Genomic DNA, 23,926 nt, shown 5'->3' with positions numbered 1-23,926 from the left:
TATGACGTCGTTTCAAAAGGAATTGGAATCAAGGCTGAGCAGCCGCAATCTGACCTGCCCTGTAGGGGGTAGATGGACCAGCTTTCAGCTCGTCGATGAATGGGGCTCTGGTGAGCCTTATGCGGGGCTGGCCTATGTCACTATCGATTCGGAAGGACAAAGATATTCGGGCAATCTGGATACCAGGGGTATCGGTAAGGTCAACAACCACTATGCCGGGCCCATTGCCCTTACCTTTGAGCAACCGTATCAAGGGGAGGAAAAACTCTATATCGAGCTTCAACGCAGAGCTCACTACCCCCTCAAGATCACTGAACTGCAAGTTCGCGCCGAGCAAACCCGCTACCTGAACCCAAACGCCACCCGCACCCGGGAAAACCCGGCACAAGCCTGCGCAGACGACTTTTTCCAGGTGGAAGTGCGGCATCTGGTCGAGCACGTCGCCCATTTGCCACCCGAGGTGTACCGCCATTACCCGCACCCGGCAGGGCCGGCACGACTGATGGGCGAACATGGCAAGCTCGGCGTGGCTGTGATGCCGCAAAAACACACGGTGCTAGAAATACGGCCGTTGCGTGCCCTGCGGCCCATGCTGTCCACCGCCTCAGCATTCTGCGCGCTCAACTTGTACCAGTTGGCCCTGATGTCGACACTGACCTATTGTGCCTTCGGCCAGAAACCCGACAAGGCTCCGATCACAACAGCGGTGAGCTTCACTCGACAGCCAAGCGTGGGTAACTGGTTCGCCGATGCACTGGCCAAGTCCGAGGAACTCGGGGAGTGCTATCCAGGGCAAAGAAAACCCTACTACCCGCTGTATGAAGACGTGCCCTACTCCAGACGCCTGGAGGTCGTGCCATTCGACCCTGCCCTCTACGCGGTCAACGATCCTGAATTGGGCATACATCAAGAGCATCCCGCCAACGTCCATTTTCTTGACGACACCGGCGAAGAAGACAGCACGGACACCCAGGCCTACATCACCCACAACGACGAGCTGATCCTGATAGCCGTGCGCGGCACCCAGCAACTCGCCGACTTCCTGCGCGACGCCGATGCACGCCAAGTGCCGTTTGAGGAAGGTGTCGGCCAGGTGCATCGAGGCTTCTATGGCGCCGCCAAAAAAACTGCGGCCTTCGTGACGAGTTATCTGGACCGGTTCTACGCCGGGCAAAAACTGCTGATCTGCGGTCACAGCCTGGGCGGCGCAGTAGCATTGCTGCTGGCAGAAATGCTGCGGCGCCGACCGGAAGGCTACACCCTCCAGCTCTACACTTATGGTGCACCTCGCGCCGCCGATGCCACCTTCACAAAAAACGCCGAACCCCTTGTGCACTACCGAATGGTCAACCACAACGACCCGATACCCAGCGTGCCCGGCAGTTGGATGAATACCAAGGGAAACGTTTATGGCACAGGATTGGCCCTTGCATTCGCCAACGTACCGGTCGGCCTTTCCGTGTTCGTCGCGGGCATCACTCGCTGGACGGGCGAACCGTATGAACACCACGGGATCTTGCGACATTTCCTACCGGTGGAGTTCGATCGCAAGGAGCGCTCTTCGATCTTGTGGATGCCCCGTTGCGACACCATCACCCAACACGCCGCCTGCGAGGTGGCCCTCGAGCATAAACATGGCCTACCGGACCGCCCTGCATTACTGGCCCAACTCATCCAGACCGGCAACCATTTCATGCTCCCCAGCTACATCCCCGCTTGCTGGGCGACCTTGCGGCGCTGGCAGGAAGCGCACATAACCGGAAGCCCACTGGCGACAAAACGCGAATATGAATGGATCGACAATGCGCTCGCACGCATTACCCAACAGCTGCGTGATGAAGAGCGCTCCCTGGCGGGACGGGGCGCACCCAATGGACGTAGCGAAAGCGATATCAACATTGCGCTCATCCGCGAGGTCGACAAGCTGCACAGCACCCGCGCGCGCCTGGCTACGTTGCGCACTGCATCGGTCAGCGAAAAAGACGTCTATGGGAGCTTGTCGGAACACCCCGAGCAACTGGCACAAAACCTGGCCCGCTGGCAGGCACACCCGGAAAACAGGGAGGTGGAGCAACTGGCGATGGCACCGGCCCGGGATGACGACGGTGAATTGATCCGTGGTGCTCACGGGTACGCCATTGGTGAACCGTATACGCTGGATCTCGATTCAATCGTTTGACCGGCGTAGCCGCCCCCGAGCGAGGAGCAAGCACCGTCGCCAACCAGCTACAAGCCCGTCCTAACGCGCCCAGGACCCTCACAGGTCAAAAAATGATCTATTATTAGCTTATTAGGCTTATTTAGCTGTTCAGCTAAACACCTAATTTGAGCTAAGGTATTGCTTCTCGCAGAGGTTTTGCTGGCCAGCTAAAGATGGGATTGGAGCTAAGATATGGAACGACATCATGATTGGGACTCCAAGCTTGAGGGTCAGGTCTTGGATAGCTTAGAGCACAGTCTCACTGACGCCTTTGGTCACGAGGCACACGTTAAAGTGCACTCAGGCCTGGATTTTTATCATGGGCATGAAGGCCTAAACGCAAGCCCCGACGGTGTGATTGAGCTGAGCATGTCAGCTAAAGACCTAAAGATCCTCGTCGAGGTCATTGGCAGTGCTTACCCCCGAGACATCCGAGACGCAGTCTGGCGCCTGGACAGTTTTGAACGAAATCGCCTCCGCGATGTGGATAGTGTCCGGATGATTGCAGCGGAATCGCTGAGCCCTGGCGCAAAGAAAGAACTGAAAGAGAGAGACATCGCATTTTTTGAGCTAGGTGGAAGCCTCTACCTAAAACATGGCCACTGGCTAGTTGATATACAGCGGCCATCAAAACCCAACACCTCAAGGCGAGCGATACAGCTTTTTACAGGTGCTCGCGAAAACGTCATTCATTCGCTGCTAATGCACAGTTATGAATGGCTGACGGGAACCGAGCTATCGAATTTGGCAGAAACCTCTCAGTACACCTGCTCACTGGTGCTTCAAGAGCTAACGCAGCGCGAATGGTGCGAGTCTGTAGGTGGAGGGCCAACCCGCCGGAGACGGTTGGTCAACCCTGGAGCCTTACTCGACGCGTGGGCCGAGCAATGGCAGGCGCGAGCACGTGAGAACTCATCCACTTGGTATACGTTTGTGGAAAGCTCAAAGCACCTACTTGCGCGGGTTGCAGAAACGGTTGCCGAAAAGCAGGTCGATTATCCATGGGCATTCACAGGGACCGCTGCTGGAAACGTATTCGCACCCTTGCTCACAAGCACAGATACCGTCGATCTGATTGTTCCTAAGGGGTACACGCAGGACATGGCGGATGTGCTCGGGCTCAAGCCCGCAAAAAAAGGGTCGAACGTAACCATCACTGAGCGTGAAGGCGCTAGCTTGCTGTTCAGGCAGCCGCACCCTGAATACCCTGCATATTTTGCAAGCCCATACATTCTTTATCTTGATCTCCTTGATGGTAGAGGGCGAAACAAAGAGCTGGCAGAGCACATCAGGAATTTTTTGGAGGTTGAATGAGCAAGGAATTGAAACCCCGCACGGCTGCGGGGTACGACGCTGATGTGACGAACGCCTGTGAGAGGACCTTGCTCACGCTACTCAGTGCGTTTGGTAATTTGAAGGGCACATTGCGTTTAGTCGGCGGCCTAGTGCCTCGCTATCTGACTCCAGAGGCGCCACCAGATGTGCCAACGCATGCGGGTACGTCTGATGTAGACATTGTGCTGAACCTGGAAGTCCTAGCGACCGGCGACGAATACGTTAGCCTTGCCGATCAGTTGAAGGCGCGAGGATTTGTACGTTGGGTCGAGAATGGAAACCAACGTCTTGGAGATGGCGCAGACAAGTTGATGAGCATATTGAGGTCGTCGTAGAGCTACTGCGTGATGCCGGTGACGAGCAACCTGGAAAGGCCGTAAGCGTCAGCGGTGAGCAGGTCTCAGCACTCACCATTAAACACGCCAGAATCGTGCACGACTGGTATCAAGAAAAAGAGGTCGGTGCTCAACTGCTCGACAGTGGAGGAATGTCGGTCGATATCATACGTTTTGCAGACGTGCCTGCATTCGTGATTCTGAAAGCGCTTGCCCTTGACCAGCGGCAAGAGAACAAGGATGCAGCGGATCTCATCCATGTAGTTCGGTACTCAGGCTCACTTGAAAATGTTGCCAGGCTTTTTGTCGAGCGAATTCGCACGGGGAGGCATGGAGAGGCCGTAAGCGATGGGTTGGCTGCATTGGCCCGGCGTTTTGGCGATGATCATTTCAGCGAAGGTTTTGAAAAGGTGGGGGCAGTCGCATACGCACGGTTTCATGGCGGCGAAGATGAAGACGACCTCATTAGCGCACAGCGTTATGCGGCAGGCTTAATTCAAGGCTTGCTCGCAGAAATTGAAGCTCAAATGGCCTGACTTCGGGTTGTTCAAACACCTTTAGACTGCACTCTGGCATGACCGCTGTGCTGCCGCCATCGCGAGCAAGCTCGCTCCCACAAGGCGGTGGCGGTGGACGTACATTTTGTGGCGAGGGGATTTATCCCCGCTGGGCTGCGCAGCAGCCCCAAAAAGGCCGGCGCATTCCTACAGAAAAACCGCTGCGCCACCGAGCGGGAACGAGCTCCTTCGCCCCGAATCCTGGGCATTACGAAGGCTTGTTTATTCTCCCTTCGCAACGCTTCCACCAAGCTACGAATCCTTGCGCCATTGCCTACAACTACGCCAGAATCCGCCCGCTTGTGCGCCTTGCCCCCGGGTTCTATCGTTTCCCTGCCACTGCCCATCAGTGGTCGGGTTTAGTAGCCCGAGGTTTTCCGCAAGATGCATGAGCTCTCCACTCAGGCAGGTGTTCCAATTCCTGTCCTTGATGGTGGCTGTGCGCAGGGCGCTTCGGCGCGCCGGCAATGCTGGAATCCCCGGTCTACTAACCTGCGTACAGCCGCCACCCTTCTTTTAGTAGGGAAAGGGTCGCGGCCTAACTCAAGGATTCCAGCTTATGTTCAAAGTAACTCCAAACCCTCCGGAAACAGACAACACTTCCGCGCAAACCAAATCCAAAGCCAAAAAGCACGACGAAGCCGCCAAACGTGCCTTGGATCACTACCTGCTACCGAAACCGGAAAAGTCCGAAGATGCATCCAAACCGGGGCAGCTCTTCACCGTCGCAAAAAACGCCGACAACGAATGCCTGCTCGCCAACCTCAGCGAGAACCTGGCATCCGCCGACGCGATGATCAGCAACCTGGCCTTCGACCTGGAAGGCCCCCGCCGCCACATCGCCCTCGGCATCCAGCAACTGATCGAAATGAGTTCATTGCTGGCAAACCGAGTGCTGGATAACGTCGACCCGCGCTAACCGCTACACCACCAACCCGTGGCGAGGGAGCAATCTCTGGCCACGGATCACCTGCACCTTCAGACCGAGGAGGGGGCGGATTTAGATGTGTATGGGCTGCCGCCATCGCGAGCAAGCTCGCTCCCACAGGGGATTGGTGGTGGGTGCCCACTCTGTGATCGCCTCGGGATAAGGCACGTTCCAGCCAGCCGAAATTCACATCAAACAAAAATAACCATATTTATTTTTATGAACCACAATTGACTAAATGGTTTTTAAGGTAGAGCATGGTTCCATCTCTTCTACTTCGGAGGAGCTTTCCCAGAGTCATTCCCTATGAACGATGTTGAAAAGGCCGAAACGGTCTCCTACACGCTGCGTAATTTGAGCAGCAGCCTGGACAGGACCATTGCCGCTGTCGCCAATACCCTTGGCAAATCGAAAAACGCCTTGATCCTGGAGACCTTGGAGCGGGAGTTCTACGCCTACATCTCCACCTACGCCCGGTCGAATCTGTTGGTTTCGGCGATGGATGCCGAGCTGGCGAAAAAATTCGGCATCGAGATTCTTTCGGAATGGTATGAAAGCGACCACACCATTCGATACGACCGCTACCTCAGCGGCGAACTCAAACTGGACAGCATCGATAAGGTGGATGCTATGTTCAAGGCGAACCTCCCATTGCTTGAACTGCGTGCCAAGCAACTTATAGACAAAGGTTACTTCCGGCTGCCACGGGGCATCTCTTTGACGTTTGCCGTGTTCATTGAGATCGCCAAGCAAGATGAGGCTCTCGTTCACAAGATCTACAGAGGGGCGTTCGGCAACACTGAGGATTTCTACGCGTCCTTGAACGCAATACGTTCATCCCTTTCGCTTCCCGCTATCAAACCTGAATAGCCAATGCCCAGGGGCTTCCCCCGTTAACCCGCGCATTCGTTCAGCTAACAAATGAACAAGGAAATATGACGCATGCTCCTCGATCACCTGAGTGAAATTACTGACAACCAGCACTACCTTGTAAAAACCAGCATTCATTACGACGAGTACCTACACGCGCTGAATAAAATCCTCAACTCGCTTCAAGCTAAGATAGGCGAGAAACCAGTCAAGCGTCTCATCCGAGATAAATTGCAAGTTCGCGCCGGAGCTTTTAACGAGAGTCAATATATACAGGCTGCTTGCGAGCTAACAGCCATGAGTGAATTTATCGACTACCCCAATGCGGCATTCGTCTACGAAGATAAAGTCACGTCGCCTAAAGATGTTGACTTCAGCGTAACTGTAAAAGGGGAAAAATATAATCTCGAAGTAAAATGTGCCTCTTACAAAGATGAAGTATGCTCCCCTGACGAAGTGACGCTTACCTTTTCAAACAGAATGCCCCATAACGCACTCCGCGAGCAGGCGCTTAAGGACGCGCGTGAGTGCTTAACGCCACAAGGCAAGACAGTGAAAGAAGGGAAAAATCTAGATAACGTAATGAAGGATTTTCTGGAATCCACCCAAGCAAAAGTCAAGCAATGCAGAGTCGAAGACACCAACATATTGATTGTGTGCTGTCACAAAGAGATCGACATGCAACTATGGCGTGGCTACCTGTTTGGTGAGGGTGGTTTTTTTACCGAAGACAGTCCAATTGGGCATGAACGCTTCGATCTCGTGGATTTTGTCCTGCTCACCAACATCTACAACCGGCATTTCAATTACTTCAATGACCTCAGGGTATCCAATCACTGGCGCCTTTCGTCCTCTTTCAATCTGTTGTACCCCAATAGATTTTCAAAGAAAAGCAAGTCCATAACCGTAGAAAATGGACGAAAAAAACTAAATGAGCTAAATGAAATATTTCCCAACCACAATGTAAAATTTGAAGAATTCCTAAAAAACCGAGACGATGTTCCTTCCGGAGAAAAGGAAGCAATAAAGCATATTCTTGGCGTTGCTTGGTACGCCGACAAATTCAAGAACAACGGTATTTTCTATTTTCAACAGAGCTGAATCACGAAATCTTGCGTGATCAAACGCATTATTCATTACAAACAAAACTACTTGAGCACCTCTAAATGGCCTCGACCCCTGACGTTTTCATTATTGAAACACTTAATCCTGACGATGAGGGCAATGGCCGCTTTGAAGGGGGTGTTATTTCTTCAGTCTTAAGGCTACACGAAAAAAACCCCATCTACCGTTATGTCAGGACACGACACCAGTTCATCGAAGCCGTTACAGAGTTCGGGAAGTCGGGATATCGGTACCTGCACATCTCTGCTCATGGGAACGAAGATGGATTGTTCACGACCAATCAGAATGAGATCGGCTATACGGATCTTGCAAAAATCCTAGAACCTCACCTGAAAAAACGTCGCCTGTTCCTATCCGCTTGCTCCATGATCCATGACAAATTTTTATCTGCACTTTTCTCTACTACAAAGTGCATCTCAGTCGTGGGCCCTCGTGAGGACATCTATTTTTCGGACGCAGCTGTCACTTGGCCTGCCATTTACCACCTTATGTTTTCAGAAAATACTGATCGCATGACTCGATCTCATCTCAAAGCACAGCTCGCCCACGTCCGCGCTCTTTTTAAAATCGATCTAGCTTATTACTCCAAATCAACCAAGGAAAAACGCGGCTATGCCCATAATCTCTAAGCTGATTGGCCCCCGGCTCTGACCGCTCCCCTGCCCCAACCCCGCGCACACCCGCGCCAACAAGGGGCGATTTACGGTCAAACCTTTTGGCCATTTCGATCCCCTTTTGGCCTCTCCTGCCGTTCTCTGAAACGCCGCGCGCCGCAAGACTGTGTTCAAACCGACCAGCCTAGCGGAGAACAAAAAAATGCTGACGATCTACTCAGACGATCACCACCTGCACCACGGGCGCTGCGAGTTGATGGATGGGCAATTGATGCCCTGCTTCGAGATGCCGTCCCGGGCCGATCATGTGTTGGAGCGGGTCAAGGCGCAGGGGCTGGGGCCGGTGGAGGCGCCGCAGGATTTTGGCTTGGGGCCGATCCAGCGCATTCACAGTGCGGCGTACCTGGAGTTTTTCAAAGGCGCCTGGGACCGCTGGGCCAAGTACAACCGCGAGGGTGATTTGTTGCCCTTCACCTGGCCGGCGCGAACGCTGCGCTCGGTCATCCCCACGAGCCTGCACGGCCAGTTGGGTTATTACAGTTTCGACGGCGGCGCGCCGATTACCGCCGGCACTTGGCAGGCGGCCTACAGCGCCGCGCAAGTGGCCCTCACCGCTCAGGCGGACATCCAGCGCGGCGCGCGCAGCGCCTTTGCGTTGTGCCGCCCACCGGGGCACCACGCCGCCGGTGATTTGATGGGCGGTTATTGCTACCTCAACAACGCGGCCATCGCTGCCCAGGCCTTTCTCGACCAGGGCCATCAGAAGGTCGCGATCCTGGATGTGGATTACCACCACGGCAACGGCACCCAATCGATTTTCTATGAGCGCAGCGACGTGTTGTTCGCCTCGATCCACGGTCACCCCGAGGCGGAGTTTCCGTTTTTCCTGGGGTATGCCGACGAGCATGGCGAGGGCGACGGCGAGGGCTTCAATCTCAACTACCCTTTGCCAGCCGGCTCCGGCTGGGACACCTGGAGCGCGGCGCTGGAGCAGGCCTGCGGGCAAATCCGGGGTTACGACGCCGATGTCATCGTCGTGTCCCTGGGTGTCGACACGTTCAAGGACGACCCCATCTCGCAATTCAAGCTCGACAGCCCGGATTACCTGGCGATGGGCAAGCGCATCGCGGCGCTCGGCAAGCCGACGCTGTTCGTGATGGAAGGCGGCTACGCGGTGGCAGAAATCGGCATCAATGCCGTGAACGTTCTTGAAGGTTTCCAAAGCGCCCCATGAGGAATCACAGCATGAACAGACTCAAGCGTTTTATGGCTCCAGCCGTGTGCGCCGCGCTGCTTTGCGGCGCTGTCCAGGCCGAGGAGCGCACCTTGCGCGTCTACAACTGGTTCGACTACATCACGCCCAAAGCCCTGGAGGATTTCAAGGCGCAGAACAGCCAGGTCAAGCTGGTCTACGACATCTTCGACACCAACGAGGCCCTGGAGGCCAAGCTGCTGACGGGTAATTCCGGCTATGACGTGGTGGTGCCGTCCAACGTGTTCCTGGCCAAGCAGATCGAGGCCGGGGTGTTCCAGCCCCTGGACCGCAGCAAGCTGCCGAACTGGAACCACCTCGATCCCAAGCTGATGAAGCTGATCGAAGCCAACGACCCAGGCAACAAGTTCGCCGTGCCCTACATGTACGGCACCATCCTGATCGGCTTCAACCCGGACAAGATCAAGGCCGCCCTGGGCGACAACGCGCCGGTGGACAGCTGGGACCTGATCTTCAAAGAAGAGAACATCAGCAAGCTCAAGCAGTGCGGCGTGGCGCTGCTGGATTCGCCATCGGAGATCCTGCCCCTGGCCTTGCAGCACCTGGGCCTGGACCCCAACAGCAAGAAGCCGGCGGACTACGCCAAGGCCGAAGCGCTGATGATGAAGATTCGCCCGCACATCACCTATTTCCACTCGTCCAAGTACATGGCCGATATCGCCAACGGCGACATTTGCGTGGCGGTGGGTTACTCCGGCAGCTTTTCCCAGGCGGCCAACCGCGCCAAGGAGGCCAAGAACGGCGTGACGGTGGACATGCGCCTGCCCAAGGAAGGCGCGCCGATCTGGTTCGACATGCTCGCCATTCCCAAAGGCGCCGCCAACCCAGGGGACGCCTACACCTTCATCAACTATTTGCTGCAACCGCAGGTGATCGCGCCGGTCAGTGATTTTGTCGGCTATCCGAACCCGAACAAGGACGCGACCGAGATGGTCGACCCGGCGATCCGCAACAACCCCAACCTGTACCCGACCGAAGCGGCCATGACCACGCTCTACACCTTGCAACCGTTGCCACGGGATGCCGAACGGGCGCGGACGCGGGCCTGGACGCGGATCAAATCCGGTCAGTGAGTTCATCAAGCTAAACAGAAAACCTGTGGGAGCGAGCTTGCTCGCGAAGACGCCGGCACATTCAACATCACCGGCGCCTGATACATCGCTTTCGCGAGCAAGCTCGCTCCCACAGGCGCTATCCCCGTCCCATACATAGTTACCACCTTCCCTGTTTTTCGCCTCACTAGTATGGCTATCCCGAAGCGCTCGGCTTCGCCATTCCATTCGTCGCGAGAGACAGGAAGACTCAGATGACACCCACGCCCCCTATCACGGCCCCCAGGGCCAATGCCAATCCCAAAGATGCAATCCTCAATCAGTTGCTCGCAGGGCCCACGTATCCGGAGGTCGCGTCCATTCTCTTGCGCGATGCCCTCAAGAAGCTCTACCCCACGCTGAACCTCGATCCACACAACACCGTGGTGGGCGAGCCGGACTGGGAGATTGTCGACGATGAAATCGTGCGACGGCCCACCCGCTACGAAACCCTCAGTGAAATGCTGGCCGGGCTGGTGAACGAGGAAGGCAATTCGATGCTGTTGATCGAAGGCCTGCATTTCCTTACCCGACTGCCGCTCACCTCTCCCGATGTGCATTTACCGGTGCGCATCGACCAGATCGGGCATCTGCTCAACGAGCTGGTGCCGGCCATGCTGACGGCCTGCCAGGAGCAACAGTTGGCCTATTGGAATGCCTCCCTCGGCGAGTCCGGGCCCCGCTGGCATCAGCTTTCCAGTGCGCTGCGTCAAGCCTGGAACGTCGGGCGCGTCCGCGGCTGGACGACGACCGAATGCGACATGGCCAGGCAATTGTTCCACCACCCCGACCGCAAGGACCGCAAGGAGAACGACCCCTACGATAGCCATGGTTATCTGATCGACATCGATAACGTCGACGGTTCCGAGGTGAAGCGCCTGGGCGACAATTCCATCGTCGTGCTGATCGGTACCATCGACAAAAAGGAGGTCATCCTCAAATACTCGATCGCCAACGGCTACCAGAAATTCGATTCACAGCAGGCCCTTGGTCAATCCCTCACGACCCATTTCGGTACGGCCACCTACCGCAAGATCCAGTGGCGACTGTATGAGCCCGAGGGCAATCTCTTCGATCACAAGGCCTGCGGGATGATTGCCGAGCAGGTCAAGATCATCGGTTCTTCCCCGCAGACATGGGCGACCTACGATCCCCCCGCCAGCGGTGAAGAAAGCGACGAAGATGCGCTCGTGGCCTGGTTCCAGAGGCAGATGCCCCACTGGTTGCTGGACGCCTCGCCGTCCGATCAGATCCTGTTTGCCCAGCACATGAAAAACCTCTCGATCTTGAACCAGGAGCATGCCGGCAAGACCTACCTGGACGGGATCGTGCCGATCAAGACGTTCACCTTGAACCTGCTGAAGCAGCAGATGGTCTCGGACCATGCCGACGCCTCGACATTCGATCTGGAGAACATCGAGATCGAGGTGCGCAGCCCCGTGGTCTGGGGAAGCTTCGTGCTGCCCGGCAAGATCGAGACCACCCGGTTCAGCCTCGTCGAACTGGCCTTGCAGAACCTGATCGCCCTGCCCCTTGGCGACAAGACCGTCAAGTTTCGGGACGACACGGAACTGCCCGGATGGATGACCGTCGAGTACATCGAAAACCTCATCACCCAAGCCGATATCGGTCGTGTCTACCCCGAGCTGATCCAGCGCACGCTGCTCGACGATCCAACCGAATCGAGCCGTCGCGAACAGCTGTACACCTCTCAGTTGCGCATCCAGCTGCCGATGTTGGCGTTGGAACGCAAGATCCGCAGAGAGGACCACCTGGACGATACGGGTTACCGCTACGTCGCCGCGCTGATGGAACCTGCCGAGGCGGATCGCAAGGTGGACGGAAAAACCATTGTCCTGCGCCAACTGGCCTTCGTGCCGGAACTGCAACTGGGCGATGCGCAAGACGTGGTGGGCAATATGTTCATCATCGGCCCCGAGGATTCCAGCGCCGGGCCCTGCCTGTTGTATCGGCCCCTGCTGGAACCACAGTTGAGCCAGTACCCCTCCTTCAGCAACCTGCTGTACGCCATCAGGCAAACCCCGTCGTTACGCCAGTCGGTATTGGCCTGGTTGCCCGATGGGGTACGGGACGATTACGGCCGGTTTGTCTTCCCGGACCTGTTGCCCTCCCCCTGGAGCATCGTGGCATTCGTGGTCGATCCGTTGAGTTCCTTGGCCAACAGCGGTCCTGTCAGTTTGACCGACAAGACCCTGGGGGCGAATTTCTTGCCGCAGCTGTTCAAGGCCAATGCCAACGCCTTGGTCGAACTGGCCGATCGTCAATCGGTGTCCAATCGGGAAAACCGCTGGGAGACCTTCAAACGGGCAGGCTGGCTGCTGTTCAACCTCGCCCTGCCGTACCTGGGAACCGCCGTAGGCACGGCCGGCTGGCTCTGGCAGATCCTGGACGACATCGACAAGCTCACGCAGGGCAAGGAAGGCGCCGACAAACCGGCCAAGTGGGAGGCGTTCACCGACCTGCTGCTGAACGTTGCGCTGGCGATCATCACCCATGCCATCGATCGCGCCAGGTCAGCCAGGAGCCCCCACCGGCTCCAGGCCTCGCAAGAAGTAAGGGAACTGGAAAGCCTGCCCAAGCCCCCCCATGAGCTGGTGATCGAGCGACTCCCACCGCTTCCAGGCGCTTCGCTGCCGACCGAACACTACGAAGCCATTCGCTCCAGCGGTGCCTTGATGGGCAAATCGAAAGAAAGCGCCCGGTTTCTCGACACCTTCAGCATCGCCGAACCCGAAGACCCCGGACAGTTCCGAACCTGGGGGGCCCTCAAGGGGCTCTACGAAAAGGACGGCGTCTGGCACGCAAAAATGGCCGGCAAGTGGTTCAAGGTGCAGGTCGAAGGCGAGCTGGTTTCTATCGTCGACGCAAAGGATCCCGCGCGTGAAGGCCCTCCGCTGATGAGTGACACCCACGGCAAATGGCACATCGACACGCGCCTGCGCGTACGTGGCAGCGGGTCCAAGGGCATCCGGCAAAAAGTCATCGCCGATGCGCAGCGGCGCCGGATCGATCTGCTTGCCTCGCTCAATCAATTCGAAGCGAAGAAACCGCAGAACCAGAAACTGTTGACCATGCAAGCGGTGGAAATGGACGTGGCCTCGGGCGCTGCCAAGGAGGTGAAACGCGACGCCTATGTCGCGGCACTGAAGACGCAGCGGGAAAACTACGAGCAGGCACTGGCGCTGCTGTTGGAATGGCCGCTCTTCCAGTCCAGGCCCGACTACCCCCGCACTCGGCTCGGTTACCTGAATGCGCAGATCAACTTCACCTTTGCCGAGATGGAAGCCCTGGAGGATCGGTTCGCCCCGGCCATGGACAAAGCCAAGGGCATGATCACCTCTGGGATCAAGGTGCTGGAGCAAGCGCACATCGACGCGGCCGAAAGCATGATCAGCGTCGGCGACGACATGACCGAACGCCTGGACTACATGGAGACGCGCTTCACCGAACTGAAGAGCCTTGGCTACGAAGGTTTCGAATTCATCCGACGGCATCGCAAGAAGATGCCGCTCTACACCGGCGCCGACCTGCGCCTGATCAAGCTCGATATGTTCCGTCACTTGTGCCTGACACTCGACAGCGTCGAGTCGATGCCCGAAGGCTGGGAAGCGATCAACCAGATCGTGGACAACGCCACGGTCGCCTACCAGAGCCTGCGCGACGCGATCGATGAACGCAGCGTGATCCGGCTCGATGAGCGCATCGACGCCTTCGGCAGCCTGGCCGAACAGTTCGCCGCCATCGACGAACATCTCAACTACCTGGGCAACGAGTACAAGGGCAGCGTGCGTGCGCCCCAGCTCGCCCGCCTGCGCAAGGGGATTGGCACGCTTGAACAATCGACGATGCGGCACTTGGCGGCGGCCCTCGAAGAACGCAGGGACCAGCGCAGCGCCGGCTCCCCTTACGTGCAACGCCCTCGGCCGAGGAAAAAATTCATCCGGGCGCGCTTCTGGGGCCTGGTCAGCGGCGAGCCGCGCCTGTCTCGGTTGATGGAGGAAACCGATTGGGTCGATGTGAAGAACCCGTTTTCCGGGGAGATCATCATTACGTTCCACCGCAAAGAAACCGGCGAGTGGATCCCTCATGTCAAACCCGACGCGACGCCGCCCGCCGTCCCACCCCTGGACGTCAGCGTCACCAAGGGCCAGGACCTGATCAACGGCCTGACGGCGTTCAAGGCGCAGATGCAAGCCACCGTCAAACAGCCCAGCCATACACCTGCCGGGATCGGGATGATCCTCAATGCCCATGCCGGCAGGATGGAGAAAATCAGCGCGGCCATCCAAAAGGCCCTCGACCAGGCGCAAGGTGTGGCTTCGAATGAAACCTTCGAGCTGCCAGAAGCACAGCGGCGCTCGGCCGAGACCCTGCGCGCGCAGCTTCAGCGGGAAGCGAGCGCGTTGTATGTCCTGGGGTTCGACACCGTGTTGAATGTCATCAAGCAACGCCCGCCGACCATGAGCAGCATCCTGTGGCTTAAAAGCCGGAACCAGATTTCCATTACCAAACAAAAGAGCCGGCAGCGCATCAAGACTCCGCCCTACGGCTACCTTGACCGGTATGAGATCAGGGACGTGAAAAGCGGTGAGACCCTCTGGTTTGCCGATTTCCGCTATTCGACGAACTGGGTGCCCGCCTATGCGTTCCTTTCGGCGCGCTTGAAAACCATTGAGCAAGCCAGCCGAGAAGCCACTGCCGCCGATGCCACACAAACCCTCAGCCAGCGCCAGCTGGTCGACCGTTATCGCAGCGAAATTGCCGTGGACCAGGCCAAGGAGGTGTTCTTTCAAAAAGCCCGCTCATGAACCCAATGCGGTTCATTTAAGAAAAATGATGGACCTGTGGCGAGGGAGCTTGCTCCCGCTCGGCTGCGAAGCAGTCGTAAACCGGCGGGTGCGGTGTGTCTGATGCTGCGCATTTGGCAGGTTTTGGGGCCGCTTCGCCGCCCAGCGAGAGCAAGCTCCCTCGCCACGGGTTTGTCGATTGCCTTAAGTGAACCGTATTACGGTCATGCACACGGGGCGTCAGGGCCTCCAGGCTTGGGCCAGGCTCGCCAGCGCGGTCGCGATCGCCGTGGGCGGGACCGCGGCGAATCCCAGCACCAACCCGCCGTGGATAGGCGTGGTGGTGCTGGGCAACCAGTAGCTGCTCAAACCATTGACTTCGACCCCCGCCGCCGTCGCCTGGGCGATCAGTTCGCGTTCCCGGGCGAGGCTGTCCACCGGCACCGTGACATGCAGCCCGGCCACGACGGTCGGCAAGGTGCCAACCCCCGGGATGTCTTTGGGCCAACCCGCCAGCAGCGCGTCTCGTCGGACCAGCGCGGCCCGACGCATGCGCCGGATGTGGCGCTGGAAATGCCCGGCGGCCATGAACTCGGCCATTACCGCCTGGGTGCTGACTTCGGAATGGCGCACGTCCACGGCGCGACGCCGGGCGAAGGCGTTGACCAGGCCCGGCGGCAGCACCAGGTAGCCCAGGCGCAGGGCCGGGAACGCCACTTTGCCGAACGTACCGACGTAGAGCACCCTCCCCTGGCGATCCAATGCCGCCAAGGGCGCCAGGGGCGCGCCGCTGTAGCGGTACTCGCCATCGTAGTCGTCCTCGACGATCCAGCCGTCGTTGCGTTCGGCCCAGGCCAGCAGTTCCAGGCGCCGTGGCAGGCTCATGACCACCCCGGTCGGGTATTGATGGGACGGGGTGACGTAGGCCAGCCGGCAATGGCTCAACCCACCGAGCGCCGTGCAATCCAGGCCATCACCATCGACCGGCACGCCTCTGACGTCGGCACCGGCGACGGCGAACGCATGCCCGGCCGCTCGATACCCGGGATTTTCCACCGCCACGACGTCGCCCGGGTCCACCAGCAGCTGTGCACAAAGGCTGATGCCCTGCTGTGCGCCACTGGTGATCACAATTTGTTCAGCCGTGCAGTGCAGCCCCCGGGAGCTGCGCAGGTAAGCGGCGATCAGCCCGCGCAAGCGCGCATCCCCTTGGGGGTCGCCATAACACAACTGTTGCAGATCCGGCTTGCGCCAGAAAGCCGCGTTCAGCTTGGCCCAGACGTCGAAAGGGAACAGATCGAACGCCGGCACACCGACCCTGAACGCTCGCGGCGGGCCACTGGGCGGCTGGGGTAAATGGTGGTTTTCGACACGATTCAATGCATCGCTGTGGATAACTTTACTGGATGGAACCACAGGCAAATCCAGCCAATCTGTGGATAAGGCTGTGGGTAAGCCTGTTGAAAACCCTGTGGATACTTTTGTGGATATGTTTTTCAGCGGCAGGGTCGGCGAGGACAGTTTCGCCACATAGGTGCCGTCCCCTACCCGCCCTTCGATGAAGCCCTCGGCGTAGAGCTGGTCGTAGGCCCGCACCACGCTGTTGCGCGAGATCGACAAGGCCGCCGCCAGGTCACGGCTGGCCGGCAGGCGCGTGCCGCTGGCCAGGCGTCCGTCCAGCACCCGGGTGCGCAACGCCTGGTAAAGCTGGCGGCTGAGCCCCTGGCGGCGGTCCAGCTCGATGCCGGCAGGGTTGAACGACAGTGGCGGCACGACGTTGTGCATGACAGCCCTCGCGAATGGACCTATCGAATTGGCCGGAAGTGGCTCTTACAACAGACCAATAGCCTGCCTAGGATGCTCGCATTCGCCAAGGAAAATCATCATGTACACCCCCAAAGCCTTTGCCGTCGAAGACTTGCCCCAATTGCACCAGATGATGGGCGATTGCCGCCTGGCCGTGCTCGTCACCCACGGTGAACACGGTTTGCAGGCCAGCCATCTGCCGCTGTTGCTGGACACGCAACAGGGGCCGAACGGTACCCTTTACGGGCACATGGCCCGGGCCAATCCACAATGGCGCGACTTGGAAGCCGGCACCGAGGCCCTGGTGATATTCGCCGGTGCCGAGGCCTACGTCAGCCCGGGTTTCTACCCGAGCAAAGCCGAACACGGCAAGGTCGTGCCGACCTGGAACTACGTGGCCGTACACGCCTACGGCAGCGCGGAGGTGTTCAGCGACGCGCAGCGCCTGCGCAACCTGGTCGGCGCCCTCACCGACCGCCACGAAACCGCTCGCGAGCAGCCGTGGAAAATCGACGATGCACCGGCCGAGTACATCGACAGCATGCTCAAGGCCATCGTCGGCTTCGCCCTGCCCATCCAGCGCCTGGAAGGCAAGCGCAAGCTCAGCCAGAACCGCAGCCCCGCGGATGTCGCCGGGGTACGCAACGGCCTTGCCGCCAGCCACGACCCGCAGGACCAGACGCTCGCGCGGCTGATGCCTGATCCATCGTCCAAGGAGTGAATATGAGCCAGATTGAAATCCGCCGCGTCAGCGCCAACGATCACGCCGCGTGGTTGCCGCTGTGGCAGGCCTACCTGCGTTTCTACAACACCGAGCTGCCGGAGGCGGTCAGCCAAAGCACCTGGCAGCGCTTGCTCGACGACCGCGAGCCCACCCACGCTGCCCTGGCCTGGAACGGCGACACGGCAGTCGGCCTGGTACATTTCATCTACCATCGCTCGAACTGGAGCATCGAGAACTCCTGCTACCTGCAAGACCTGCTGGTGACAGAACAGAGCCGTGGCACCGGTGTGGGTCGCCAGCTCATCGAATTCGTCTACACCACCGCCAAGGCCGATGGCTGCTGCAAGGTGCACTGGTTGACCCACGAAACCAACGCCACGGCGATCCAGCTGTACGAGCGCATCGCCGAGCGCCCAGGCTTCATTCAATTTCGCAAAGCCCTTTAAGGAGCCCCCCATGTCGTCTTCACTCGCTGATTGGAAAGGTGTCCCGGCGCCGTCTGCGCAGTTGCTCGAAGGGCGTTTCATCCGCCTGGAAAAACTCGATCCGGCGCGGCATGCCGACGGCCTGTGGCAAGCCCTCGAAGGGCCCGGGGCCGACCCGAAACTCTGGGATTACTTGCCCTATGGCCCGTTCAAGGATCGCGGCGCGTTCGATGCCTGGCTGAACAACCACGCCGCCAACACCGACCCGTATTTCTTCAGCGTGATCGACCGCGCCAGCGGCGAGGTGCAGGGCATTCTCAGCCTCATGTCCATCGTCCCGGCCCAGGGCCGTATCGAGATCGGCCACGTGACCTTCGGCGCGCCGATGCAGCGCTCGCCGAAAAGCACCGAGGCGGTCTACCTGCTGGCGAAGGAGTCTTTCGCCCTGGGTTACCGCCGGCTGGAGTGGAAGTGCAACAACGGCAACGCTCGCTCCAAATACGCCGCCGAACGGCTGGGGTTCACGTTCGAGGGTGTGTTCCGCCAGCACATGGTGGTCAAGGGCCAGAACCGCGACACCGCGTGGTATTCGATGCTGGATTCGGAATGGCCGGCCATTGGCGCCGGGTTCGAGCAGTGGTTGAGCGAGGCCAATCAGCGCGACGGCGGACAGGTGCGCAGCCTGGCGCAATGCCGCGCATAGGCTAAGTGACGGATGATCGCCAGCGCGAACCGCTTCGCGCTGGCGATCGATCAGGACGCGCTACTTCGGCTTGGACGGCTTCCTGCGCTCCAGGAACCCTGCGAGCGTTTCGTCGCTTACCCCGGGGCGGGCGTAGGGCCATGCCCATTGTGGTATCTCGCCATTGATATTCACATAGCGAGCCAGGTTCAACCGGCTGTGATCGGCACGATGGTTAGTGAATTGAAAGTTGTGGAGAAAGTGCTGGGCCTGTCTTTGGGTCACGACGTACGCGTCCATGATCAACTGGTGCGCCAGGGCTTCTTCCTCGACCAGGCTGTCGATCAAGGCTCGGGTAAACGCCGCCTCGGAACTTAGCGAACCCGCCCGCCCTAGGGCGAAGCGAATGTTTTCATCGGTGAACTGCGGCCCCATCAGGTCTTCCCAGATGCCCCTGGCGCTCTGGAGCGTGATACCGGGCATATTCTGTAGAGAGCCCCATATATCCGGCGTATCGAGCACGATGGCGATCCGGCTATTGGGAACGGGCCCACCGGCAACGCTGAACAGCCTGGCGATCGCCGCCATGTCACTGTCCTCGACATACCGGGTACCGCCAAGAAAGGTGAAGAAGTTCGACACTGCAGAGCGCTGATTGAACAGGCGACGCAGGTTCCGGTCATTGAACCGCCGCATCCAATCGATATCAATGCGGCCCCGGTTCGCCACTTCCTGATACCGGCTGCCGGCATACTCGGCAATCACCTGCAGGCGCGCATCGGATAACGCCGGGGTGCGTATCCATTGCGAAACGACATTCAAGGGCAGCAGCCCGCCCAGGTTGGAAGCAATCACCGGAGACTGCAGCAGGATATTGGCCCGCCGCAGCAAGATCGGGTAACGCCCAAGGACAACGGTCAACAGATCGACCAGGTCTTCAGCCCGGTCGTAATAGATAAACTGATCCAACAGGTCCGAAGCGTCGTCCATGACATCGCCGGTCTCGCGCTCGTATCGCGTCTTCACTTTTGCCAGATCGTCGCTTTCCACCAGAAGCGCGCCATTGAGCTGCTCCTCCATTTGCTCGTAGCTGAGGTGACCATGCAAGGCCTGGTCGTACTCAACATAGCCCAGGTGGTTCTTGGGGTGGTGATCGGTCAGCTCCCGGGCCCGGACGCCGTACTCGAGCATGATATGGAGCACGTCCTGGGACAGCATCAAATACTCATTGTTGAGCAGTTCGGTGACCTCCTGGTGCAGGACCGGTCCCAACAACGTGTCCTCGAAGAAGGTTCGCAGTGCTTGATCTTTCAACGAGTAAAAAGGCGTGCTGCTCAATGGCAGGCGAACGGGCGTGCGCGGCGACAGATAGCTGCCGATCAGGCGCAGCATCTCCGGTGGCAGGTTGGCACCTTCGGCCTGATTCAAGTAGCGGCGCCCCATGTCCAGGGCATACTGATTCAGGCGGTTCAAGACCGGTTGAAACAGACCCTGGGGATTGGGCGACCCAAAGACGATTTGCGTCAGGTCCAATACCGCCGACTCGCCCAACAAATTTTCCAGCGCCGGGGCGTTGTAAGCCAGTGCCTGTTGCATCGCAGTGGGCTGCGCCACCAGGTAGTTCCCCATCTCCGGATGCTGGTCGATGTAGTCGGCAATGTCATTGCGCAGTCGCTGCATCGTGAATCTTCGTTGCACCGGCCCCTCGTTCAGGCCCCGGGCGACCGCGTTGAAGAAGCAATTGCCGTCGGCCGGGAACAAGACTTCATGATCCTGGTCCAGCATCAACGTGTAGTGGTTTTCACCCGTGCGCAGCAGCACCACGTCGGTGCTCGATCTAAGCGGATGGGTGCGCATCGGATAGCCGACTTCATCCTGTCCCGGCGTAAAGCGTACGGACCAGTCCTGGTGCCCGCGCCTTTGATCGATGATCAACAGACTGCGGTTCTGCGGCCAATTCGGAAGGCGGGTGATGACGGACGGCACCAGATCCATGATCTCTACGTCCCATTGGTTGGGCGTACGGATCAGGTCGGAAACGGCGCGAAGCAACGAGGTGGCAGGTCGCTTGGGTGCCGACGGGCCCGCTTCAGGGGAACCTGGCTGCGACCGTTTGCCCCCGCCCATGCCAAACCCTACGGCACGCCACTCACCATCGGGCGCGCGCGCCACGGTGCTGCGCATCACGCCACTGGAGCGAATGTTCACCCCCGTGACAGGGTCGACGATGTTGGCCTCGGTAGCCCTGATCGGCGTGTTGTCGTGGACCCGGAACACCGTCCCATCAGGTTGGCGTACGAACACAGGCCGGGTCACGCTGCCGGTGGCGCCATCGGTAATCACCGGTCGATAGAAGCCCTGGGCATCGGCTGGCAGGCTCTGGATCAGCGTGGTATCCGCCACGGCATAGCGGCGATAAAGTGCCTCCTCCAGGGGCAATCCGATCGATGCTTCAGCCTGGCTCTGCTGCGCCGTTATTGCCCGGAATGAGGCCTGCCCTCGCAAGTTGACGCTCACGCCGCCGAAGCCTGTCGTGGTGCGGGTGTTTGCCACCCGATGGACGAATACCAGCGTTGCCAGGTCCGTCGGAACCCCGCCGGTCTTGACCACCAACAGGCCCGTGCGGATGGCACGCGTGAGCAGCTGGAACCCGGGAATCAGCAGCAGGCCGGCCAGGTCCATGACGATCTCCACCACCATCATCACGATCCGCGCCGCGGTTTGCAGGCCGATATCGCGGTTGCTGTTGGAGCGGTGGTCCGCGTAGGCACTGTGGAAATTGACGTGGGCCCGGTGAAGCTCTTCAAATACATCGCCGTTGAACAGATAGCCACGGATCAGTGGCCGACCGCGGTGCTGGCCCAGCGCACGCTTGATCTCCTCCTGGTCGAGGGTCGAAATGCGCGAGCGGAAATACGCTCGCCACTCTTGCTCTTGCAGCAACCCTGTGACGCCATCGCTCAGGTCGGCGAATTCGTGAAGGTCATTGCCATGAGGACTGTCCGGGAAGTAAACGCCCACGGTCCCCTTGATGTCCGGCCCGCTCTGGTCTGAAAGGATCAGCGCGCCGTCAATGGTGACCGCGTTGCCGATGGTGCCACGTTGCAAACCGACGGTTCCGCCCAGCAGCAGGCCATGGACGTGCACCCTGCGCCCACCTACCAGCGCACGTTTCGCAGCGCTGGGCGCTTGCAAGACCGCTTCCAGCCATTGCGCGACCAGCTTTTTCGATTTGGGTGGGTCGCACACTTCATCGATCACAGTGGCCTTGAACACTTCGTCGCCCTTGAGCACCGCCTCGTAGCCTTTGAACTCCAGACTGGCGCGGTAGGCGGTCTGCCAAGCAGCCTTGTATCGAGGCTGGTTCATTTGCTCGCGAAGCAGAATTTCGTAGTTGCCACCGGCATCGATGCTCGACGCCATCCTCGCCAGCTCACCGCCCGTCAAGGTGATCAGAAAACCGCTCGCCGGGTGACGCACCCGTTGTCCATGTTTATCGACCAGCTGGACCGCCAGCACTTCGCGCATGGCGTTGGGGTACTGCGGCGGGCGCAGGTTATCGAGCATCAACTGGGTCAGGCTGCTGACCCGCGACTGTCTCGGGTTGGCTGCATCACCGAAGGACAACCGGATCATGGTTCGATCAGGATCCAGGTCCAGGCGCGGATGGATGGTTCGCTGCAGGTATTGCCTGATCTTCTGGCGAGTGAATTGCACCAGCGTCGGAACATCGCTGCCCAGTGCATAGACCGCCTGGAATACCTGCCCTTCCAGACGGCGATAGCGGGCCTGCTCGGCAAATGTCGCCATTTTGTAGAAGCCGGGGCGACGGTTCTCCGCCAGGGTTTCCTGACGAGTCGCCAGTGGCCCGGCCAAGGACAACATGGGCAAACCCAAGGCGTCTTCGGCTCGTTGAGCGAACACGCTCACGGCGAGGGTTTCGTTGCCTGGCGCATTCAGGGCCCTGTCCAGCGCAGCGCTTTGGCTCTGCAACAGGTCCGCCGACGCCACTTCAAAGACATGCCCGGACAGCCCCACGGAGATATCCAGGATCGTGCGTTCCTGGCCCTGGACGCTGGGCCGCACGTGAGCGACCAGATCCTGGAATGAACGAAATCGCTGCAGCCCGTGCTCCAGGGAGTACAGGAACAGCGACTGCCTGTCGGTGAACTTGATCACCATTGCCGCGGGCCATTTCTGCGGTGAGGCCATGCCCTGGTCGAGCAGGACGGCATAGACATGGGGAATGGGCGCCCGTAGCAGCCGGTTCCTGTCAGCCTGGGAAGGATGGGTGGTGATGAGGTCCAGCAGGCGATCGTCATCGGCCTGCTGGATTCGCGCGGCTTGGCTGAGTGGAGCGGCAGGATCCCGATCCGCTTTATACAAGTTGAACAGGTGCTGGAATCGTTGGGAAAGCAATTGGGCGAGGACCGCTTCAGCCGTGGACGGTGCGGTCGTCTCGCTGGTGTCGCCCCGGTTCTTGCCCAGGCGAAAGCGCGCCAGCTCGTCACGGAACTGACGTATTACCCGCTCGTTCGCGGTGGGCCGGGGAAAATGGAACACCGACTCCAAGGCCCGTCGCATCTGCGCGTCCGGTTGCCGGGCGAATACGCTGTCGGCCTCCTCCAGCGAGTCCGGACGGGTGAAGAAGCCGACGCCACCGTTCGTGAAGTCAGGCGCGGTGTCGCTGAGCAAACCGTTGTGCAGGACATCGGTGAAACGCTCCGAGGACGTCAGGGTGCGGCCACCGGCCTGGTCCTTGGTGAAGCGGTTCACGTAGCAGTTATCCGGATCGATATCCGCGAGCAGCGATGGGCGGAATCTGTCGGCGGGAATCTTCGCCTTGAGCAGGCTGACCAGCAGGTTCCCAAGCACTCCGTCGAACGTGGGAAGGCCTGCAAACAACCGGGTGAGTTGAATCTGGTTGGTGTCCAGCAACTCCAGTTGCCTGAGTTGCACCTTTGCCTGGGCGCTGAGCGGTTCGCCCTGGGGGACGACGGCGTTGGCCGGGTCGCCTTTGGAGAAAGTAGCCATCTGAATGGTCCGGTTCTGATTGAAGAGTCCGGACCCTATCGCGCCGTTCGACCCGAAACGGCATACATATGTATGGCTTGGCTACGTCATTCAACGAAAAACGTAATCGCGGATGTCGC

The 23,926-nt window shown here is 59.1% G+C and carries 15 protein-coding genes; 13 read left to right on the top strand and 2 right to left on the bottom strand.

Features of this window, described 5'->3' with window-relative positions; genetic code table 11:
* Position 1: 1 nt before the first annotated feature.
* The 10 genes from J4E53_RS03675 (at position 2) to J4E53_RS03630 (ending at position 15,157) form a co-directional block, all read left to right on the top strand.
* The gene (locus J4E53_RS03675; RefSeq protein WP_103309060.1) at positions 2–2,179 is read left to right on the top strand and encodes a lipase family protein; all 2,178 of its coding nucleotides are present in this window, start codon (positions 2–4) and stop codon (positions 2,177–2,179) included.
* A 213-nt stretch (positions 2,180–2,392) separates the two neighbouring features.
* Positions 2,393–3,514, top strand: a complete 1,122-nt coding sequence (locus tag J4E53_RS03670) for a type IV toxin-antitoxin system AbiEi family antitoxin (RefSeq protein WP_103309059.1) — start codon at positions 2,393–2,395, stop codon at positions 3,512–3,514.
* 283 nt (positions 3,515–3,797) lie between these two features.
* The gene (locus J4E53_RS30690; protein WP_256587181.1) at positions 3,798–4,406 is read left to right on the top strand and encodes a hypothetical protein; all 609 of its coding nucleotides are present in this window, start codon (positions 3,798–3,800) and stop codon (positions 4,404–4,406) included.
* 580 nt (positions 4,407–4,986) lie between these two features.
* On the top strand, positions 4,987–5,346 hold the full coding sequence (locus J4E53_RS03660; protein ID WP_103309057.1) for a DUF6124 family protein: 360 nt from the start codon (positions 4,987–4,989) through the stop codon (positions 5,344–5,346).
* Positions 5,347–5,661: 315 nt separating this feature from the next.
* On the top strand, positions 5,662–6,225 hold the full coding sequence (locus J4E53_RS03655; RefSeq protein ID WP_103309055.1) for a hypothetical protein: 564 nt from the start codon (positions 5,662–5,664) through the stop codon (positions 6,223–6,225).
* 72 nt (positions 6,226–6,297) lie between these two features.
* Positions 6,298–7,326, top strand: a complete 1,029-nt coding sequence (locus J4E53_RS03650; protein WP_103309053.1) for a hypothetical protein — start codon at positions 6,298–6,300, stop codon at positions 7,324–7,326.
* Between the two features lie 65 nt (positions 7,327–7,391).
* Positions 7,392–7,979: a hypothetical protein gene (locus tag J4E53_RS03645; RefSeq protein ID WP_207268105.1), complete on the top strand. Its 588-nt coding sequence runs from the start codon at positions 7,392–7,394 to the stop codon at positions 7,977–7,979.
* A gap of 187 nt (positions 7,980–8,166) precedes the next feature.
* A complete protein-coding gene (locus J4E53_RS03640; protein WP_103307969.1) occupies positions 8,167–9,198 on the top strand; it encodes a histone deacetylase family protein in 1,032 nt (343 codons plus the stop codon).
* 11 nt (positions 9,199–9,209) lie between these two features.
* Positions 9,210–10,310, top strand: coding sequence for a polyamine ABC transporter substrate-binding protein (locus tag J4E53_RS03635; protein ID WP_060739982.1), 1,101 nt, complete (start codon positions 9,210–9,212; stop codon positions 10,308–10,310).
* A gap of 233 nt (positions 10,311–10,543) precedes the next feature.
* Positions 10,544–15,157: a dermonecrotic toxin domain-containing protein gene (locus J4E53_RS03630; RefSeq protein WP_103307968.1), complete on the top strand. Its 4,614-nt coding sequence runs from the start codon at positions 10,544–10,546 to the stop codon at positions 15,155–15,157.
* A gap of 219 nt (positions 15,158–15,376) precedes the next feature.
* On the opposite strand, the gene J4E53_RS03625 is transcribed toward J4E53_RS03630, so the two are convergent.
* Positions 15,377–16,921 (bottom strand): PLP-dependent aminotransferase family protein, encoded by a 1,545-nt coding sequence (locus tag J4E53_RS03625; RefSeq protein ID WP_103307967.1) that lies wholly within the window; start codon positions 16,919–16,921, stop codon positions 15,377–15,379.
* A 100-nt stretch (positions 16,922–17,021) separates the two neighbouring features.
* Here J4E53_RS03625 and J4E53_RS03620 point away from each other — a divergent pair, with 100 nt between their 5' ends.
* The 3 genes from J4E53_RS03620 to J4E53_RS03610 are packed head-to-tail and all read left to right on the top strand — an operon-like array spanning position 17,022 to position 18,794.
* Positions 17,022–17,663: an FMN-binding negative transcriptional regulator gene (locus tag J4E53_RS03620; protein ID WP_103307966.1), complete on the top strand. Its 642-nt coding sequence runs from the start codon at positions 17,022–17,024 to the stop codon at positions 17,661–17,663.
* Positions 17,664–17,665: 2 nt separating this feature from the next.
* On the top strand, positions 17,666–18,112 hold the full coding sequence (locus J4E53_RS03615) for a GNAT family N-acetyltransferase (RefSeq protein ID WP_103307965.1): 447 nt from the start codon (positions 17,666–17,668) through the stop codon (positions 18,110–18,112).
* A gap of 10 nt (positions 18,113–18,122) precedes the next feature.
* Positions 18,123–18,794: a GNAT family N-acetyltransferase gene (locus J4E53_RS03610; protein WP_060739977.1), complete on the top strand. Its 672-nt coding sequence runs from the start codon at positions 18,123–18,125 to the stop codon at positions 18,792–18,794.
* A 60-nt stretch (positions 18,795–18,854) separates the two neighbouring features.
* Here J4E53_RS03610 and J4E53_RS30685 read toward each other — a convergent pair whose 3' ends face one another.
* Positions 18,855–23,807, bottom strand: a complete 4,953-nt coding sequence (locus J4E53_RS30685; RefSeq protein ID WP_256587132.1) for an OTU domain-containing protein — start codon at positions 23,805–23,807, stop codon at positions 18,855–18,857.
* Positions 23,808–23,926 lie beyond the last annotated feature (119 nt).

Source organism: Pseudomonas sp. FW305-28, from assembly GCF_017351395.1.
GTDB classification, from domain to species: Bacteria; Pseudomonadota; Gammaproteobacteria; order Pseudomonadales; family Pseudomonadaceae; genus Aquipseudomonas; species Aquipseudomonas fluorescens_AA.
Note: the sequence above shows the minus strand (reverse complement) of the source record. Positions and strands in the feature narration are given on the sequence as shown.